Origin of the sequence: Pelagibius sp. 7325 (assembly GCF_037652055.1) — a bacterium.
Taxonomy (GTDB): domain Bacteria; phylum Pseudomonadota; class Alphaproteobacteria; order Kiloniellales; family Kiloniellaceae; genus Pelagibius.
In genome coordinates, this window is record NZ_JBBKAH010000002.1 from 1,465,137 (window position 1) to 1,481,352 (window position 16,216).

General features: G+C 69.1%; 16 protein-coding genes and 1 pseudogene. 7 read left to right on the forward strand and 10 right to left on the reverse strand.

The genetic code is table 11. The annotated features are described in order from the left end of the window. Positions 1–8: 8 nt before the first annotated feature. From WDC82_RS08800 to WDC82_RS08810, 3 genes are read left to right on the forward strand one after another with little or no spacing between them, the layout of a single operon-like run. Positions 9–746 (forward strand): ATP-binding cassette domain-containing protein, encoded by a 738-nt coding sequence (locus tag WDC82_RS08800; protein WP_340116889.1) that lies wholly within the window; start codon positions 9–11, stop codon positions 744–746. Next, the gene (locus WDC82_RS08805; protein WP_340116890.1) at positions 743–1,804 is read left to right on the forward strand and encodes an MlaD family protein; all 1,062 of its coding nucleotides are present in this window, start codon (positions 743–745) and stop codon (positions 1,802–1,804) included. Before WDC82_RS08800 ends, WDC82_RS08805 begins: the two co-directional genes overlap by 4 nt. Beyond that, a complete protein-coding gene (locus tag WDC82_RS08810; protein WP_340116891.1) occupies positions 1,801–2,709 on the forward strand; it encodes a hypothetical protein in 909 nt (302 codons plus the stop codon). The genes WDC82_RS08805 and WDC82_RS08810 overlap by 4 nt, the downstream gene beginning before the upstream one ends. 22 nt (positions 2,710–2,731) lie before the next feature. On the opposite strand, the gene WDC82_RS08815 is transcribed toward WDC82_RS08810, so the two are convergent. From WDC82_RS08815 to WDC82_RS08835, 5 genes are all read right to left on the reverse strand, one after another. Continuing rightward, positions 2,732–3,715 carry an esterase-like activity of phytase family protein gene (locus WDC82_RS08815; RefSeq protein ID WP_340116892.1) on the reverse strand — a complete coding sequence of 328 codons (984 nt, stop codon included), beginning with the start codon at positions 3,713–3,715 and terminating at the stop codon, positions 2,732–2,734. A gap of 7 nt (positions 3,716–3,722) precedes the next feature. Beyond that, positions 3,723–5,591: a cobaltochelatase subunit CobT gene (gene cobT / locus WDC82_RS08820; protein ID WP_340116893.1), complete on the reverse strand. Its 1,869-nt coding sequence runs from the start codon at positions 5,589–5,591 to the stop codon at positions 3,723–3,725. Positions 5,592–5,616: 25 nt separating this feature from the next. Beyond that, positions 5,617–6,621, reverse strand: coding sequence for a cobaltochelatase subunit CobS (gene cobS / locus WDC82_RS08825; protein WP_340116894.1), 1,005 nt, complete (start codon positions 6,619–6,621; stop codon positions 5,617–5,619). A 59-nt stretch (positions 6,622–6,680) separates the two neighbouring features. Beyond that, positions 6,681–7,286: a J domain-containing protein gene (locus tag WDC82_RS08830; protein WP_340116895.1), complete on the reverse strand. Its 606-nt coding sequence runs from the start codon at positions 7,284–7,286 to the stop codon at positions 6,681–6,683. 75 nt (positions 7,287–7,361) lie between these two features. Further along, complete coding sequence (locus tag WDC82_RS08835) at positions 7,362–8,363, reverse strand: DMT family transporter (protein ID WP_340116896.1); 1,002 nt, start codon at positions 8,361–8,363, stop codon at positions 7,362–7,364. Positions 8,364–8,501: 138 nt separating this feature from the next. Here WDC82_RS08835 and WDC82_RS08840 point away from each other — a divergent pair, with 138 nt between their 5' ends. Next, entirely contained in the window at positions 8,502–8,783 is a 282-nt protein-coding gene (locus tag WDC82_RS08840) for a BolA family protein (RefSeq protein WP_340116897.1), read from the forward strand. A 91-nt stretch (positions 8,784–8,874) separates the two neighbouring features. Continuing rightward, positions 8,875–9,546: an NnrU family protein gene (locus tag WDC82_RS08845; RefSeq protein ID WP_340116898.1), complete on the forward strand. Its 672-nt coding sequence runs from the start codon at positions 8,875–8,877 to the stop codon at positions 9,544–9,546. Positions 9,547–9,549: 3 nt separating this feature from the next. Here the strand turns inward: WDC82_RS08845 and WDC82_RS08850 are convergent, their stop codons facing one another. The 5 genes and pseudogenes from WDC82_RS08850 to WDC82_RS08870 all read right to left on the reverse strand — a co-directional run bounded on the left by WDC82_RS08850 (position 9,550) and on the right by WDC82_RS08870 (position 14,073). Beyond that, the gene (locus WDC82_RS08850) at positions 9,550–10,101 is read right to left on the reverse strand and encodes a DUF2889 domain-containing protein (protein WP_340116899.1); all 552 of its coding nucleotides are present in this window, start codon (positions 10,099–10,101) and stop codon (positions 9,550–9,552) included. A 134-nt stretch (positions 10,102–10,235) separates the two neighbouring features. Beyond that, on the reverse strand, positions 10,236–10,682 hold the full coding sequence (locus tag WDC82_RS08855) for a CBS domain-containing protein (RefSeq protein WP_340116900.1): 447 nt from the start codon (positions 10,680–10,682) through the stop codon (positions 10,236–10,238). 206 nt (positions 10,683–10,888) lie between these two features. Beyond that, on the reverse strand, positions 10,889–12,202 hold the full coding sequence (locus WDC82_RS08860) for an HlyC/CorC family transporter (protein WP_340116901.1): 1,314 nt from the start codon (positions 12,200–12,202) through the stop codon (positions 10,889–10,891). 156 nt (positions 12,203–12,358) lie between these two features. Continuing rightward, positions 12,359–13,465, reverse strand: a pseudogene (gene aroB, locus WDC82_RS08865) (3-dehydroquinate synthase); the annotation flags it as partial. After that, positions 13,462–14,073 carry a shikimate kinase gene (locus WDC82_RS08870; protein WP_370661535.1) on the reverse strand — a complete coding sequence of 204 codons (612 nt, stop codon included), beginning with the start codon at positions 14,071–14,073 and terminating at the stop codon, positions 13,462–13,464. The pseudogene aroB and the gene WDC82_RS08870, both read right to left, overlap by 4 nt. Positions 14,074–14,276: 203 nt before the next feature. Between WDC82_RS08870 and WDC82_RS08875 the strand changes: the two genes are divergently transcribed. Further along, on the forward strand, positions 14,277–14,417 hold the full coding sequence (locus tag WDC82_RS08875) for a hypothetical protein (RefSeq protein WP_340116902.1): 141 nt from the start codon (positions 14,277–14,279) through the stop codon (positions 14,415–14,417). Further along, the gene (locus WDC82_RS08880; RefSeq protein WP_340116903.1) at positions 14,398–16,206 is read left to right on the forward strand and encodes a hypothetical protein; all 1,809 of its coding nucleotides are present in this window, start codon (positions 14,398–14,400) and stop codon (positions 16,204–16,206) included. The genes WDC82_RS08875 and WDC82_RS08880 overlap by 20 nt, the downstream gene beginning before the upstream one ends. Positions 16,207–16,216: the final 10 nt, after the last annotated feature.

Sequence of the window (16,216 nt, forward strand, 5' to 3'; positions counted from 1 at the left end):
GAGCGGCGATGCACTCGGGCCCATCATCAGCTCAGCGTCACGACGAGCCGGTGTTGCAGTTCGAGTCCTGCGGCCTGCCGCTGGGAGACGGCGCGGAGGAGGTCTTCTCCCTCGATCTCGTTTTGCGTCCGGGTGAACTGATTCTGTTGCAGACCGAGGATGTGCTGCATGAAGAGGCCGTGAGCCAGGCGAGCTGCGGCCTGCTCGAGCCGGTGAGCGGCAGGGTGACCTTCCGCGGCCGCGACTGGCAGGCGATGGCGCCCGACTGGTCCAATGCGTCGCGCGGACGCATCGGTATCGTCTTCCGCCAGGACAGCTGGGTCCCCCACCTCTCGATGATGGAAAACATCATCCTGGCCCAGCTGCACCACACCCGCCGTCCGGTCGACGAAATCTGCCTGGAAGCTGCGCGTTGGGCCACCCGCTTCGGTCTGCCGGGGCTGCCCCGCGACGTACCGGCGGCGGTTTCCCCGGCTGACCGCGAGGCGGCAAATCTGGTGCGGGCCTTCCTCGGCGCCCCCTCGCTCATCGTTGTCGAGCATCTCGCAACTCAGCCGTCGGCCGCCCGCCTGCAGCATCTGGTGAACGCCATGCGCGAGGCGCGCGAGCGCGGCGCCGCGATCCTCTGGCTGACGCAGGACATGACGCTCGGCCTGAACGAGTCAATTCCTGCCACCCAGCGCCTGCGCCTTGGTGGGACCTGGCAGGATTTCCCGGCACAGGGTGCCCGGGAGTCGGCAGCATGACCTCTTCGCCCCAGAACCTGCGCTATGTGAACCGCTGGTCCGGCGCCGTCGCCCTGGTGGCGGTCATCATATTCTTCTCCGCCCTGCTGCAGGCCGGCGTGCTGCAGGACCTCTTCCGGCAGACGCGGGAACTGCGCGTCATCTTGCCGGAATCGGGCGTCTCGGGCCTTTCCGCGGGCGCGCAGGTGGAGGTGCTGGGCACCGCGGCCGGCCGCGTCGAGGAACTGGTCCTCGATCCGGAGGCCGGATTTCACGCGCGGATCAGCATCGAGAGGTCGATGGAGCCTTTCGTGCGCAGCGACTCGGCAGTCTACATCCGCAAGCAGTTCGGCATCGCCGGTGCCGCCTATCTGGAAATACTGCGCGGCAATGGCGCGCCGCTCGACTGGGACTACGCGGTGCTGACCGCCAGGGTCGAGGCCGCGCCGGCCGCCAGCGTCGGCGAGCTGATCGAAGACCTGCGCGCGCGTGTTCTGCCGGTGCTTGACGACACGCACCGCGCCATCCAGGCGACCGCCCAGCTGGTCGAGGGACTCAACGATCCGGAGAGCGGATTGCAGGTTGCGCTCGGCAATCTCTCCATGGTCACCACGCAGATCGCCCAAGGCCAGGGCAACGTCGGCCGGCTGCTGCGCGACGACCGCCTGATGGTGGAACTGGAAACGACGGTGGCGGGGCTGAAGGAAACCGTTTCCTCCTTTGCGGTCATCGTCACCAACCTGGAATCGACCAGCGGCGACGTCGCCTCGATGACCGCCGGTTTCGGCGCGCAGTCGCGCAAGCTGCCCGAAGTGATCGACAACATGAACGGCACGCTGAAGTCGCTCAATACGGTCATGACGGAAGTCAGCAACACCATGCCGCAGATCACCGCCATGGTGAAGAATTCGGCCGACGCTTCCAACACCATGCCGACCCTGATGGCGCAGACCCAGCAGACGCTTTCCGAACTGGAACGCCTGCTGGTGCAGTTGCAGGGCAACTGGCTGCTCGGCGGCGGCGGCGACCTGCCGCCCAAACGGGTCAACCGCCTGTCGCCGATCGAGGCGCGGCCATGAGCCGGTCGTGGCGCCTCGGCTGGCTGCTGGCGGGCGGCCTCCTGCTGCTCTCGGCCTGCGCCTCGCAGCCACCGCAGCAAGCGGCCGAGCCCAGCGATCCCCAGCTGGAGTCCAGCTGGCGGCTGGCGCGTTTCGCGTTGCAGAACGGGCAGCACGACCAGGCAGTAGTACTCTACGAGCAGGCGCTGGCGCTGGCCTATGCCCGCGACGACGCGGAGGCGATCGGCAACGTCGGTTATGAATATGCCCTTGCCCAGCTGCGCGCCGGCGAACCCGAGGCGGCGGCGGCGCAGGCGGCGCGCACCCGCTGGGAGCTGGAGCGGCGTGACGCCGATCCCTTCGCCGAGCTGTTTCTCGTCGAGGCGGTGGCGCATTATGAGGTGGGGCAATCGGCGCTTGCCCGTGAGGCCGCGCAGACCGCGATCGACCTGGCGCGGCCGGATGACGTGGCCACCCGAGGGCGCGCTTACTTCGTTCTTGGCATGCTGGCGGCCGACGCCGGCGACACGGTCTATGTCGAACGGGCGCTGGTGGCGCTCGGCGATCCCGGCCAGGACGCCCTGAAAGCGGACCGCGACGAATTGGAGGGACGCCGGCTGATGCTGGCGGGGGACGCGGGCACGGCGCAGCGGGTCTTCGAAGCGGCCGCCGATCGGCGCCGCGAACTGCGCGATTATGGCGGCATGACGCGCGGGCTGGCAGCGGCCGGTGAGGCGGCCGAGGTGGCGCGGAACCCGACGGCGGCGGCCGACCTCTACTACCGCGCCGGCCTCAGCGCCACCATCCAGGACGATCCCGCCCGCGCGGAGATCTGGCTTACCAAGGCGCTCGATCTTGCCGCCGAGAACGGCCTCAGCGGCATCGAGGCCGACGCCCGCGCCCGCCTGTTGTCGCTGGCGGAGTGAGCCTGCAATCTCCCGGATCCGGTCAGGGCGGCGTCAGCAGCTCAAACTGCACGATGAGGGTGCGCTGCAGCGGGCTGAAGTTGTCGTCTGAGACGAGGGTGAGGCGGACGGAACCGTCGTCGAGGCGATGCACTGCCACGCCTTCGAAGTTGTCGAGGCTGAGTGGCGGGCGCAGCTCGGCGATTTCGCTGCCGGTCAGCTGGGCGCCCGGCCGGATCGCCGCCAGGGGAATGCGGCTGAGCCGTGCGCCGAGACCGCCCAGCAGGGTGAAGCGGCGCTCCAGCAGCAGCACGTCGCCGTTGGGCAGCTGCGCCGCGCCGGTAGGGACGAAGAGCCCCTTGGGCCGCAGCGCTAGGGTGTGCCATCTGCCGTCGGCCTCGCGCAGGTAGATGGCATAGCTGTCCCCCATCTTCTGCCCTTCCGTGAAGGCCAGCAGGCGATTTCCGGCCAGCGCCACCAGCGCCTCGAGCCCGGCGTTGGCGCGGGCCCCGGCGAGGTCGGCGGGCGCCGGGACTGCCTTGGGTACGCTGGCCAGGCCGCCCTTCCCATACTGCAGGAGGCGGTGGTTGCGCTCGAAGGCGACCATCAAGCTGCCATCGTCGAGGCGGACGAGCGCCTCGGCATCCTGCTCGCGCTTGCCTTCGAGCAGCAGGCCCTGGGCATTGCGCAGGGTGCCGCTCGCGCCGCCGGTGATGCCGGCGAGCTTGCCGGCGCTGTCGTAGGTGAGACGCGCCGTCACCCAGCGGCCCGCGTCGCTGATCGCCGTGAAGGCGCTGCCGTCCGGCGCCAACACCAGATCGGAAAGGCCGCCGAAACGCGGATCGTCGGAAGTGATCTCCAGGCCGCCGCGCCACCGGAGCCCGCCGATGGTCTCCTGCGTCTTGTCTTCGGGATTGAAGGGCAGCGGCGACGCGCTCAGGGCGAGCGGGCTCTGCGCCAGGGCGCTGCCGGCCCCGGCCAGCGGAACCAGCAGGCCCAGCAAAATAGCGGCGAGAAGCAGTCGCAAAAAGAGCTTAGTGCAATGCGGCGCGGCGCGAGGGGCGGCGCGTCGGCCCGGCGGCGCTTTCCTCGTCGAACAGCTCGGCGAGCTTCTCCATCACCGTGCCGCCCAGCTGCTCGGCGTCGACGATGGTCACGGCGCGGCGATAGTAGCGCGTCACGTCGTGGCCGATGCCGATGGCCAGCAGTTCCACCGGCGAGCGGGTCTCGATGTACTCGATGACTTCGCGCAGGTGGCGTTCCAGGTAGTTTCCCGGGTTTACCGAGAGGGTGGAGTCGTCGACCGGGGCGCCGTCGGAGACCACCATCAGGATGCGGCGCTGTTCGGTGCGCCCGATCAGGCGATTGTGCGCCCACAGCAGCGCCTCGCCGTCGATGTTCTCCTTGAGGATGCCCTCGCGCAACATCAGGCCCAGGTTCTTGCGGGCGCGGCGCCAGGGCGCATCGGCGGACTTGTAGACGATGTGGCGCAGGTCGTTGAGGCGCCCGGGGTTGGGTGGCTTGCCGGCGCTGATCCAGCGCTCGCGCGACTGTCCGCCCTTCCACATGCGCGTGGTGAAGCCCAGGATCTCGACCTTCACGCCGCAGCGTTCGAGGGTGCGGGCCAGAATGTCGGCACTCATCGCGGCGACGGTGATCGGCCGTCCGCGCATGGAGCCGGAGTTGTCGATCAGCAGGCTGACCACGGTGTCGCGGAATTCGGTCTCGCGTTCCTGCTTGAAGGTCAGCGAGTGCATCGGGTTCGCGATGATCCGGGCGAGGCGCGCGGTATCCAGCATACCCTCTTCCAGGTTGAAGTCCCAGGCACGGGTCTGCATGGCCAGGAGGCGGCGCTGCAGCCGGTTGGCGAGGCGCGCAATGACACCCTGCAGGTGCGCCAGTTGCTGGTCCAGCAGCTGGCGCAGGCGGGTCAGCTCGTCGGGGTCGCAGAGTTCCTCGGCGTTGATGGTTTCGTCGAAGTCGTTGGTGAAGGCGTGATAGGGGACACCGGACTGATTGTTGTGGCCGAACAGCTCAGGCAGCTGGCCGGGGCGGCCCGGGTCATCCTCGCCTTCGCCTTCCATCATGTCGCTGTCGGCTTCGGCGCTCTGCGGCTCGGCGTCGGCGGCATCGTCGCCCTCGCTGTCCTCGCCTTCCATGGTGGTCGGCGTCTCGGCGCTTTCGTCACCGTCGGTCTGGGTGCCGGTGTTGTCCTGGTCGGCCTCGTCCTTCTGCTGCTCCTGGTCGTCGTCCTGCTCCAGCTCGTCTTCCAGGCCGATGTCGATGTCCAGGTGCTGCAGCATGTCGCGCACCTTCTCGGCGAAGGTCTCCTGGTCGCCGGCGCGGCGGCCCAGCTCCCTCAGGTCCTGCATCACGTCGGCGCCCAGCATGGGGCGCCACAGGTCGACGGCGGCGCGGGTGCTGGGCGGCAGCGGCGTGCCGGTCATCGCCTCGCGCGCCATCAGGCGCAGCGCCTCTGAGAGCGGCACGTCATCGCGGCTCTGCGCGCGGGAGAGGCCGCGCACGCGATATTGCTCCTCCAGCGCGGCATCCAGGTTCTGTGCCACGCCGCACATGCGCCGCATGCCTAGGGCCTCACAGCGCGCCTGCTCGATGGCATCGAAGATCTCGCGCGCTTCCTGCGCGCGGGGCCGCGTGTGGGCATGCAGGCCGCCGTCGTGGTGGCGCAGGCGCAGCGCCGCAGAGTCGGCCTCGCCGCGCACCAGGGCGGCGTCCTCGGCGGGCAGCGAGCGGGCCGGCAGCGTGACCTTCACTTCCTTGCCGACCAGTCCCTGGCCGCGCGGTGCGTAGGTCACGTTGATGTCGTCGCGCTCGGCGATGGCGCGCACCGTGGCGGCGGTAGTGCGCCTGAAGACGTCGAGCGGATTTTCCGGCTGGCTCATCGCTGGGGTGTCTCGGGTTTTCCGCTCAGGTCAGGTGCGCCTTGACCCCGGACTCCGGCAGGTCGGTACCAAAGCAGCGCTGATAGTACTCCGCCACGATCGGCCGTTCGATCTCGTCGCACTTGTTGAGGAAGGTGACGCGGAAGGCAAAACCGACGTCGGCGAAGATGCGCGCGTTCTCGGCCCAGGTGATCACCGTGCGCGGGCTCATCACCGTCGAGATGTCGCCGTTGATGAAGCCGCTGCGGGTCAGATCGGCCAAGGCAACCATGGCGGAGACTTTCTCGCGGCCCTCGGCGGTGTCGTAGTCCGGCGACTTGGCGAGGATGATCTCCACCTCTTCGTCGTGCGGCAGGTAGTTCAGCGTGGCGACGATGTTCCAGCGGTCCATCTGTGCCTGGTTGATCTGCTGGGTGCCGTGATAGAGGCCTGTGGTATCGCCCAGGCCGATGGTGTTGGTCGTCGCGAACAGCCGAAAAGCCGGGTGCGGGCGGATGACGCGGTTCTGGTCCAGCAGCGTCAGCTTGCCCTCGACCTCCAGCACCCGCTGGATGACGAACATCACGTCCGGCCGGCCGGCGTCGTACTCGTCGAACACCAGGGCGGTCGGGCGCTGCAGCGCCCAGGGCAGCAGCCCCTCGCGGAACTCGGTTATCTGCTTGCCGTCCTTCAGGACGATGGCGTCCTTGCCGATCAGGTCGATGCGGCTGATATGGCTGTCCAGGTTGACGCGGATGCACGGCCAGTTGAGGCGCGCCGAGACCTGCTCGATGTGAGTCGACTTGCCGGTGCCGTGGTAGCCCTGGATCATGACCCGGCGGTTATGCGCAAACCCGGCCAGGATCGCGAGGGTGGTGTCGCGGTCGAAGCGGTAGGTCTCGTCGACCTGCGGCACATAGTCGTTGGCCTGGCTGAAGGCCGGCACCTGCATGTCGCAGTCGATGCCGAAGGTCTGGCGCACCGAGACTTCGATGTCGGGACCGCTCGTCGGCATCTCGCCGGCACTCATCGTGGGGTCTGCTGAAGCCATGGGGTAGGAATTCCGTCGTTTAGGTGTAAAGCCTTAGCCGGCAACGAACCTGTTGAACATCACTCGAAGGCCGCCTTCAAGTCCGAATACGCCAGATTGATGATTTTCAGCCGCTCCTCGGCGTGGCCGTCGCCGCCGGTGACGTCCGGGTGCAGCGCCTTGACCAGCGACTTATAGCGCGCCTTCACCTCGGCCAGGGTCGCGTTGGGCGCCAGCTCCAGGGTGCGCAGCGCCTTGGCCTGGCGTGAATGGGGCGGAAAGCGGCCCTTGCTGGCGGCCCTGGCCGGCTCCGGGCCTTCTGCGCCGAAGAAGTCGAAGGGATCGCGAAAAGGTCTGCCGTAGGGACCACTGCGGTCTTTGTTCGCCTTCCCTCCATTCAGCGGCCAGGTCGGGCGCTGCCAGACGGCGTCGCGGCGGCGGATCTGCTCGATGGCGTCCTCGTCCAGGTCCTTGAAGTAGTCCCAGGCCAGGTTGTACTCGCGCACGTGCTCCAGGCAGAACCAGAAGTAGCTGTTGAGCGCCTCGCGGTTGCGCGGCGCCCGGTGCACGCCCTCGGCCGCGCAGCCCGGCCGATCGCAGGGACGCGGCGCCGCACTCCCGCCGGCGGCCTTGAAGGGGCCCGCGTCGAAGGGGTTGCTTGCGCGATCTCGGGGGGAGCCAGACATCCGCCGATTATGTGGGATGCAGCGCCGCATAGGCAAGGGAGCCGGCGCGCTGCCTCGTTGAATTTCCGCCGCTTTTCAGCGGTTTTCCGCAGACTGGTCGTTGCTCGGGGCGGGCCGGCTCCCCGGCCGCTCGCCGGAGGAAGGCCGGGCGGCGGCCGTTGCCGGACCCTTGCGCAGGTCGCTGAGGTTCACCAGCACGGTGCCGCCCAGGATCAGCACCAGCCCGGCGACAAGCGTGGTCGTCAGCGGCTCGCCGAGGAAGAGGGCGGAGGCGGCGACGCCGGTCACCGGCACCGCCAGCAGGCTCAGCGAGGTGGTGACCGCCGGCAGGGCGCGGGTAACGCTGACCACCGCCCAGAAGCAAAAGGCAGTGGCCAGCGGGCCGTTGTAGGCGAGGATCGCCAGGGTGCCGCCGTTCCACTGTATCTGCGACCAGTCCTCGGTAAGCCAGGACACCAGCGCCAGCGGCGGCACCGCCACCAGCATCTGCCAGGGGGCGAGCTGCAACGGCGAAGAGCCCCAGCGGTGGCGCCGCACGTGCAGGATGGCGATCGACCACGAAAAGGCGGCGAGCAGCAGCAGGCCGTTGCCGATCAGCACCGGGCGGTCGGACCAGTCGAAGCCGAACGGATTGAACAGCGCGGCGACCCCGCCCAGGCCGAGCGCCAGGCCGAGCGTCTTCAGCGGCGACAGCCGCTCGCCCAGCAGCAGCACGGCCGCCGGCGTTACCCACAGCGGCGTGGTGTAGGCCAGGATCGCCGAGCGGCTGGCCTCGACCTGCTGCAGGGCGATGTTCACCAGCCCCAGGAAAGCCGCCATCTGCAGCAGGCCGACGCTCAGCACCACCGCCAGGTCGCGGCGCTGCGGCAACTGCAGGCGGCCGAGGACGGCAAGGAAGGCGAAGAGGCTGAGCGCACCCAGCACCATGCGCGCGGCGCCGAACCATACCGGGGGCATGGCACCGACGCCCAGCTTCATGACCGGCCAGTTGGCGCCCCACAGGATCACCACGCCGACCAGCAGCAGCCGGGCGACGGTAGGACTGATGGCGGCGGAAGCGCGGGCCTGGTTCGGCATCGGGGCAAGGTTCCTCATCACGCGTTGACAGGCGGCGGCCGGCGACACACCTTCACCAATATCGTCAGGGCACGCCGGGCCGGAACTGCGTGGCCCCGGCGTTGAGGCAGGAATGCGTGGCGATGAAGGAGCGGGACCTTGGCGGTTACACACACGATCGAACGGAAGTTGACCGAGGCGCTGGCGCCGCACCGCCTGAAGATCGTCGATGAGTCGGAAAAGCACAAGGGCCATGCCGGCTACCGCGAGGGCGGCGAGACCCATTTCCGCGTCGAGGTGGTGTCCGATGCCTTTGCCGGGCAGAATCGCGTTGCCCGCCAGCGCCGGGTCTACGAGATCCTCGCCGCCGAACTGGCCGGCGGCATCCACGCCCTGCAGCTGAAGACCCTGACCCCGGCTGAGGACGCCAAGGCCGGCTAGTCGCCGGTCCGGTCAGCGCCCCGGGCTCCGGCGACCCGTTCTCCGGACCCGCCCGATACATCATGGTGGTGCCGACCTGCAGCGTTTCCCGATGATCGAATTCCTCATCGCCATTGCGGTCTTTCTCGCCGCCCACATCCTGCCGGCGGCGACCGGTCTGCGCGCCGCGCTGATCGGCCGTCTCGGGCGCAGCCCTTACCTCGCGCTCTATTCTCTGGTGTCGCTGGCGACCATCGTCTGGGTCATCGTCGCCGCGCTGGCGGCGCCCTACAGCGAACTCTGGCCGCCCAGCCGCGGGGCCGCACTGGTGCCGATCGTCGCCATGCCGGCGGTCTGCATTCTCTTCGCCGCGGCGGCCTTGCAGCCTAATCCGCTCTCGGTCAGCTTTCGCGGCGGCCTGCCCGATGCGCGCAAGACCGGCCTTGCGTCGCTGCTGCGCCACCCGCTGCTCTGGGCCTTCTTCCTCTGGGCCGGCAGCCATCTCGTCGCCAATGGCGATCTGGTGAGCGTCATCCTCTTCGGCAGTCTCGCCGTGTTCAGCCTCGCCGGCATGCAACGACTGGAGAGCCGCGCCCGGCAGCGGCTGTCCGCGGTCGACTATGCTGCTGCGACGGCTCTCTACGAAGGTGGGTTGGGTGTGCGGCTCAGGCGCATCAGTGTCCTCCGCATGTTGGTGGAGATTGTCGCCGGCGTGTTGCTCTACGCTGCGTTATTGCACCTGCATGGGCCCGTCATCGGCGCGGATCCGCTTGCCTGGCTGTAGAGCTCAGTCCTTGCCGGTGTAGAAGTCGGGCCAGGAGCGCTTGACGATCGGACTGTCGGGAGCGAAGGCGTGGCAGGTGTTCAGCAGACCCGGACGCTCGCCGGGCTGGCGCTTGGCGGCCTTGGCGGCCCGCACCGGGTAGAGCGTCTGGAAGGCGACGGTAGCCATGGCGTTCAGCAGATCGACCAGGTGGGTGCAGCCTTCGACGCCGCCCAGGGTCTTGCGCACCTGCAGCGTCCAGCCGGATCTGATCTCGCTGCCGATCATGCGCTTGAAGTTCGGCGTGATGTCCGGGCAGAGGGTGAAGGGGCTGAAGTCGGTCACCGCCTCGATGTCGTGGACCTTGAAGTCCTCGTCGATGGTCAACCGGATCGACATGTCGTGCAGCGCCTCGCCCGGCGCGATTTCGCCGCGGTCGTGGTTGGCGAAGGGATAGGTCTTGGTGTCGACGATGCGCCCCTCGATGTCCCACAGGCCGTCGGCACGCTGGTAGCCTTGGAAATCGTAGGTCCTGTTGTGCAGGCAGTTTCGCTCGACAGGGGGCGACAGGGGCATGGCTGGGGTCCGCGCGGAGTTCGTCTCAGGGGTTCGTCGTCGGGAACCCGCGACTATAGAAGCCAGCCGCGCCGCGTCAACCGAGGCCCGGGACAGACGCGGCAAAGGCTTGGGAAGGACGGCGGAAAGGCCGCTCAGCCGGTGCCGTAGCCGGTGTCGAAGATGAAGGCCTCGCGCTGCTGCAGGTCCTCCTCCAGCTCGCTCTTAGCAGCGGCGTAGAGGTCGCGCAGGGAGACGATGCCGACGACCCGGCCATCCTCGACCACCGGCACGTGGCGGTAACCCGAGGTGCGCATGCGCTCCAGCGCCACGGTAGCCCAGTCGTCGGGCTCGACCGTGTCGGGGTCTGCGGTCATCACGTCCTTCAGCCGCGTGCTGTCCGGATCGAGGCCGCGCGCCACCACGCGGATCAACAGATCCCGCTCGGTGAAGATGCCCCTGAGGTGCCCGCTTTCGCCGATCAGCACGGCGCCGATGTGGCGCTCGGCCATGTTGCGGGCGGCATCGCGAACCGTCGTCGCGGCGGGCAGGAGCTCGATCTTTTGCTGGCTGACGATATCGGGCACAACTTTCCGGTGCATGCTTTCCTCCCGCTCGCAAAGGCCTTCCGGCGAGGAATTTCGCGGTGCGGCCCGAGGCGACGCGCTGTTTTTGCCGGCGGGAACGCTGCCGGTCTCTTCTTGCGACCAATTGTGCAGGGGTTCCGAATCCCGGTCAAGCGACACCGCGGGGGCAGATGCGACAACCCTCGCGGGTGCCAGAGGAGGCCTCCCGGACTGTCCGGGGGCTATCCCTGGGCGGCGCTGCGCTTGGCGTTCTTGCCGCTGTCCAGGCTGTCTTCGGCCGTGGCGATGCGGACCGAGGTGATCTGGTTGCGCTTGCGGCCCAGGATTTCGAAGGTGAAGCCGTGGAAGGTGAAGACCTGGCCGACATCGGGGATGCAGCGCGTCTCGTGCAGGATGAGACCGGCCAGCGTCGAGGCCTCCTCGTCGGGAAGGCGCCATTCGAAGCGGCGGTTGAGGTCGCGCAGGGTGACCTTGCCCTCGACGATCACCGAGCCGTCGCGCTGCAGCTGCACGCCCTCGATGTCCTCGTCGTGCTCGTCGGAGATGTCGCCGACGATCTCCTCCAGAATGTCTTCCAGAGTGACGATGCCCAGCATCTCGCCGTATTCGTCGACCACGATGGCGAAGTGCTCGTGGCGGCGGCGAAAGGCCTGCAGCTGCGACAGCAGATCGGTGGTGTCGGGGATGAACCAGGGCGGCGCGGCGATGGCCTTCACGTCCAGCTTGTCGAGGTCGGCGCCGGCTGCCTGTACCGCGCGCAGCAGTGCCTTTGCGTGCAGCACACCGACGACGTTGTCGGGGTCTTCGCGCCACAGCGGCATGCGGGTGAAGGGGCTGGCCAGCACCTCCTCGACGATCTTGGCCGGCGGCTGGTCGACATCGATGGCGACCACGTCCTTGCGGTGGATCATGATCTCCTCGACCCAGACGTCGCCGAGGTCGAGGATGGAGCGCAGCATCTCGCGTTCGTGACGTTCCTCTTCGCCTTCGCCCTGATGCAGGTCGATGGCGCCGCGCAGCTGTTCCTCGGAGGCCTCGGCGGTCAGCGCGTGGCGCACCTCGACACCGAACAGCGACAGCGCCGCGCGCACCACCATCTGGATGACCAGCGAAAAGGGCTTCAGCACGGCCACGATGATGCGCAGCGCCGGCGCGACGGCCAGCGCCGTGCGGTCGGCATTCTGCAGCGCGTAGGTCTTCGGCAGCACCTCGGCGAAGACCAGCACCAGAACGGTCATGCCCAGCGTCGCATAGACAACGCCGGTGTCGCCGAATACGGCGATCAGCGCGCTGGTGGCCAGCGCCGAGGCGAGGATGTTCACCAGGTTGTTGCCCAGCAGGAGGGCGCCGATCAGGTGCTCCTTCTCGTGCCACAGGTGATTCACCGTGGTGGCCCGGTGGTTGCCTGACTGCGCAAGGTTGTGCAGGCGCGGACGCGAGGCGGCGGTCAGCGCCGTCTCGGAGCCGGAGAAGAAGGCCGAAAAGACCAGCAACGCCAGAATGGCGCCGAAGGTGATGGCTAGGTCTATGTCCATTGTCGTCTATGCAGGTTGGTGAAACGTCGTGGCACTGCGGGCGGCGGGCCGGACCGGTGAGGCGGTCGGCGGCGTTTGCTTCATCTAGCTGCCCAGGATGGCGCGGCCGATCAGGCCCGCCGTGTCGTTTTCGCGTGCCAGCTGGTCGGCGTCGTTCAGCGCGCCGGTCAGGAGAGCGCGCACCTCGTCCAGTTCCACGGTGGCGTCCAGATAGGCTTGGCCGATGCCGCGTGCAAGGACGAAGGTGATGCGCCCGTCGCTCACCTTCTTGTCGCGGCCCATGTGGTCGATCAGGCGCTCCACGTCCCAGTGGCGCGGCGCCAGGTCGGCGAAGCCGGTAGGCAGGCCGATGGCGGCAAGATGACGGCGCACGCGGTCGGCATCCTCGGCCGGGCAGTGGCCGCGCTGCACCGAGAGGTCGAAGGCCATCACCATGCCCACGGCGACCGCTTCGCCGTGCAGCAGCTCGTCGCCATAGCCGGTTTCGGCCTCCAGTGCATGGCCGAAGGTGTGGCCGAGGTTGAGCAGGGCGCGCTGCCCGCTCTCGCGCTCGTCGGCGGCGACCACCGCCGCCTTGGCGCGGCAGCTCTCCAGCACCGCGTGCTGCAGCTCGGCGCGCTCGCCCTGGACCAGGTCGGCGCCGTGCGCCTCCAGCCAGTGGAAGAAACCGGGGTCGCGGATCAGGCCGTACTTCACCACCTCCGCATAGCCGGCCAGCATCTCGCGGCGCGGCAAGGTGGTGAGGATCGAGGTGTCGGCCAGCACCAGGCGCGGCTGGTGAAAGGCGCCGATCAGATTCTTGCCCTGCGGCGCGTTGATGCCGGTCTTGCCGCCGACCGAGCTGTCGACCTGCGCCAGCAGGCTGGTCGGCACCTGCACGAAGTCAAGACCGCGCAAGGTCACCGCCGCGGCGAAGCCGGCGAGGTCGCCGATCACGCCGCCGCCCAGTGCCACCAGGGTGGTCGAGCGCTCGACCTTCCTGTCCAGCAGCGCGCCGATCAGGCGGCCCAACTGGTCGAGGCTCTTGGAGCCGTCGCCCGGCGGCACCACGACGCTGTCGTGCGCCAGGCCGGCGTCGTCCAGTGCCCGCTGCAGACGGGCGAGATGCAGCCCCGCCAGGTTGCTGTCGGTGATGACGATGACGCGGTTGCTCTTCAGCACCGGCTTCATCAGGGTGCCGGCCGCGGCCAGCACGGTGGTGCCGATCACGATCTCGTAGCTGCGCTCGCCCAGCGCGACTTCCAGCCGCTGCGGTGCGGTCATTGTGCCGCACTCCGCACGCCCGCGGCGTCATCCCCGGCGGACTCTTCGTAGTGGCGGCGCAGGCCCTCCATCACGCGGGCCAGCGTCATCTCCGGCGGGCCGTCGACGGAATCGACCGCCACGTCGGCCTCGGCGTAGACGGGATAACGCTCCTCGATCAGCTTGGCGAGGATGTCGCGCGGGTCGCCGCGCTTCAGCAGCGGGCGGTTGTTGCGCCGGCCGGTGCGGCGCACCAGCAGGTCGGCGTCGGCGCGCAGCCACACCGACGTGGCGCGCTCGTGGATCAGACGGCGTGTCTCGGCGTCCATGAAGGCGCCGCCGCCGGTCGCCAGCACCATGGTGGGTTCGGACAGCAGCCGGGCGATGACGCGGCGCTCGCCGTCGCGGAAGGCGGCCTCGCCGTGGGCGGCAAAGATGTCCTCGACGGAGCAGCCGGCTGCGGCCTCGATCTCCTTGTCGGCGTCCATGAACGGCAGGCCCAGCGCGCCGGCGAGCAGGCGGCCGATGCACGACTTGCCGGCGCCCATCAGCCCGACCAGGGCAATGGTTCGCGGCACCGCCAGGGGGGCGTCCCCGGCGTGCGTCATCTCTGCGCTTGTCTCGGTCACGAACTCTTGCCTGCTGAACGTTGCAACGCTGAAAGACCCTAGGTAAACTGCCGTATTCACGTCAGATTCGGACCTTACCATAAAATCACTTTGACGGCGCAAGAAGACAGTATTGCCAGGCCAGGAGCCAGCCTCGGGGCGGCAGAGCATGGCAGTGCGGTCCCCTCAGTTCACGCAGTTTTCTGCCGCAAGCGATCGTTTTGATGAAAAAAACCACCCTCGTTGCCCTTGTCGTTCTCGCCGGTTTGATAATCTCCGGCGGTTTCTTCCTGCTGACCTGGGATATCCCGCCGCCCTCGGCACCGGTCGAAAAGGTGCTGCCCGATGAACGCTTCCCGCGCTAATTTTTGCCGCGCTAACGTTTCGCGGCGCTACCTGGCGGCCCTGCTGGCGCCGCTGATGCTGGCCGGAACGCCGGCCTTGGCTCAGGGCACGGGGGATCAGCCGGCCGGACCGATCTCGCTGTTCCCGCCGACGGTGACCGCGCCGGGCGCCGGCGGGACGCCCGCCGGGACCCCGGCCGGCGAGGGCGAAATCGTCGGCTCCGGCGATATCGTGGTCAACCGCCTGGGCGCGCTGAGCCCCGAATCCCTCGGTATCCTCGACCGCGACCACGGCGGTCTCGGCACCGACGCCTGGGCCGGCAGCGACCGCCTCGCCGCCGAGGCGCTGCTGCGCGAGCTGCCGGGCGATCTCGCCTCGCCCACTCTGCACGGGCTGGCGACGCGCCTGCTGCTCAGCAGTGCCCGCGCGCCATCGGCAAGATCCGCCGCCGCGCAGCCGACCATGGCGGATGCCGTCGCCGCCGCGCAGACCTCCGACTTCCTGCGCCTGCGCGCCGAGGGGCTCTACCGTCTGGGCGATCTCGACGGTCTGAACCGCCTGCTGGCGCTGGTGCCCCAGCATGTCGAGGACCCCTGGCTGGCCGAGGCGCGGGTCGATGGCCTGCTGCTGGCCGGGCGCGACGGCGAGGCCTGCGCCCAGGTCCCGGCCGGTTTGGCGCGCTATCCGCGGGAGCTCTACTGGACCAAGGCGCAGGTGTTCTGCCAGTTCGCCGCCGGCCAGACCGACCAGGCGATGCTGGGCCTCGATCTGTTGCGCGAGCAGGCGCCGGACGGCGACCCTGCCTTCTTCGCCGCCGCCAATATGATGATCGCCGGTCAGGGCAGTACGCTGGCGGACGGCGACCTGACGCCGCTCACCCTTGCCATGCTGCGCAAGGCGGGCGGCAGCCTGCCGGCGGCGGCGGTAGAGACGGTGAAGCCGCTGCTGCTGCACGGCATCGCCGGGCTGCAGGGCGGCGACCATGCGGTGCGTGCCGCGGCGGTCGAGCGCCTGGTCGAGATCGGCGCCCTGCCCGGCGAGCGCCTCGCCGGCGCTTACGGCGCTTTCGAGTTTACCGAGCCTGAGCTGAACGCCGCGCTGTCAGGCGCCTCCGGGGCCACCACAGCGGAGGGCGTACGCGGGCGGGCCCTGCTGTACCGCGCCGCCAATCGTGAAAGTCTCAGCGCGACACGGGCGGAGGTGCTGCGTGCCGCCTTTCTCTCCGCCGAGCGGGATGGCCGCGCCACCGCCATGGCGCAGGCGGCGCTGCCGCTGATGAGCGAGTTGGCTCCGACCGCCGAGCTTGCCTGGTTCGCGCCGCTGGCGGCGCGCACGCTCTACCGTGCCGGCCAGTTCGAGCGTGCGGGCGCCTGGCTCTCGGTGCTGCGCGTCGACGGCCAGCGCAATGCGGACTCCCAGGCGGCTTACGCCGCGCTCAGCCCGCTGATGCGCCTGGCCGGCGGCGCGGAACCGCTCGCCGCCGAGGAGAACGTCTCCGGCGAGCAGCGCCTGCTGCTCTTCGTGCTGTCGCGTGCGCTGGGCCAGGAAGAAGACCTCGCCGTCGCCGAGGCGGCGGAGAGCCCGCAGCCCCTGGTGCGGCTGCCGCGTCTCCTGGCGCTGGGCGATGCCGCCGCCGCCGGGCGCCGCGGCGAGACGGTGCTGCTGGCGGTGACGGCGCTGGGCGCCGAGGCTCCGGCCGGCAGCCACCCGCTGGCCCTGGGCTATGCGGTCTCGGCGCTGAACGCGATCGGGCTCGGCACCGACGCCCGGGCTCTCGCCATAGAGGCGGCGCTGGCCGCCGGCCTCTGAGGCGCCGCGC

What these genes read in the sequence shown, in the direction of transcription:
- WDC82_RS08800 (WP_340116889.1), top strand. Translation starts at nt 9, where the DNA reads ATGCACTCGGGCCCATCATCAGCTCAGCGTCACGACGAGCCGGTGTTG.
- cobT (WP_340116893.1), bottom strand. Translation starts at nt 5,591, where the DNA reads ATGAGCCAGCCGGAAAATCCGCTCGACGTCTTCAGGCGCACTACCGCC.
- WDC82_RS08805 (WP_340116890.1), top strand. Translation starts at nt 743, where the DNA reads ATGACCTCTTCGCCCCAGAACCTGCGCTATGTGAACCGCTGGTCCGGC.
- WDC82_RS08850 (WP_340116899.1), bottom strand. Translation starts at nt 10,101, where the DNA reads ATGCCCCTGTCGCCCCCTGTCGAGCGAAACTGCCTGCACAACAGGACC.
- WDC82_RS08880 (WP_340116903.1), top strand. Translation starts at nt 14,398, where the DNA reads ATGAACGCTTCCCGCGCTAATTTTTGCCGCGCTAACGTTTCGCGGCGC.
- WDC82_RS08855 (WP_340116900.1), bottom strand. Translation starts at nt 10,682, where the DNA reads ATGCACCGGAAAGTTGTGCCCGATATCGTCAGCCAGCAAAAGATCGAG.
- WDC82_RS08875 (WP_340116902.1), top strand. Translation starts at nt 14,277, where the DNA reads ATGAAAAAAACCACCCTCGTTGCCCTTGTCGTTCTCGCCGGTTTGATA.
- WDC82_RS08810 (WP_340116891.1), top strand. Translation starts at nt 1,801, where the DNA reads ATGAGCCGGTCGTGGCGCCTCGGCTGGCTGCTGGCGGGCGGCCTCCTG.
- WDC82_RS08830 (WP_340116895.1), bottom strand. Translation starts at nt 7,286, where the DNA reads ATGTCTGGCTCCCCCCGAGATCGCGCAAGCAACCCCTTCGACGCGGGC.
- WDC82_RS08860 (WP_340116901.1), bottom strand. Translation starts at nt 12,202, where the DNA reads ATGGACATAGACCTAGCCATCACCTTCGGCGCCATTCTGGCGTTGCTG.
- WDC82_RS08845 (WP_340116898.1), top strand. Translation starts at nt 8,875, where the DNA reads ATGATCGAATTCCTCATCGCCATTGCGGTCTTTCTCGCCGCCCACATC.
- cobS (WP_340116894.1), bottom strand. Translation starts at nt 6,621, where the DNA reads ATGGCTTCAGCAGACCCCACGATGAGTGCCGGCGAGATGCCGACGAGC.
- WDC82_RS08835 (WP_340116896.1), bottom strand. Translation starts at nt 8,363, where the DNA reads ATGCCGAACCAGGCCCGCGCTTCCGCCGCCATCAGTCCTACCGTCGCC.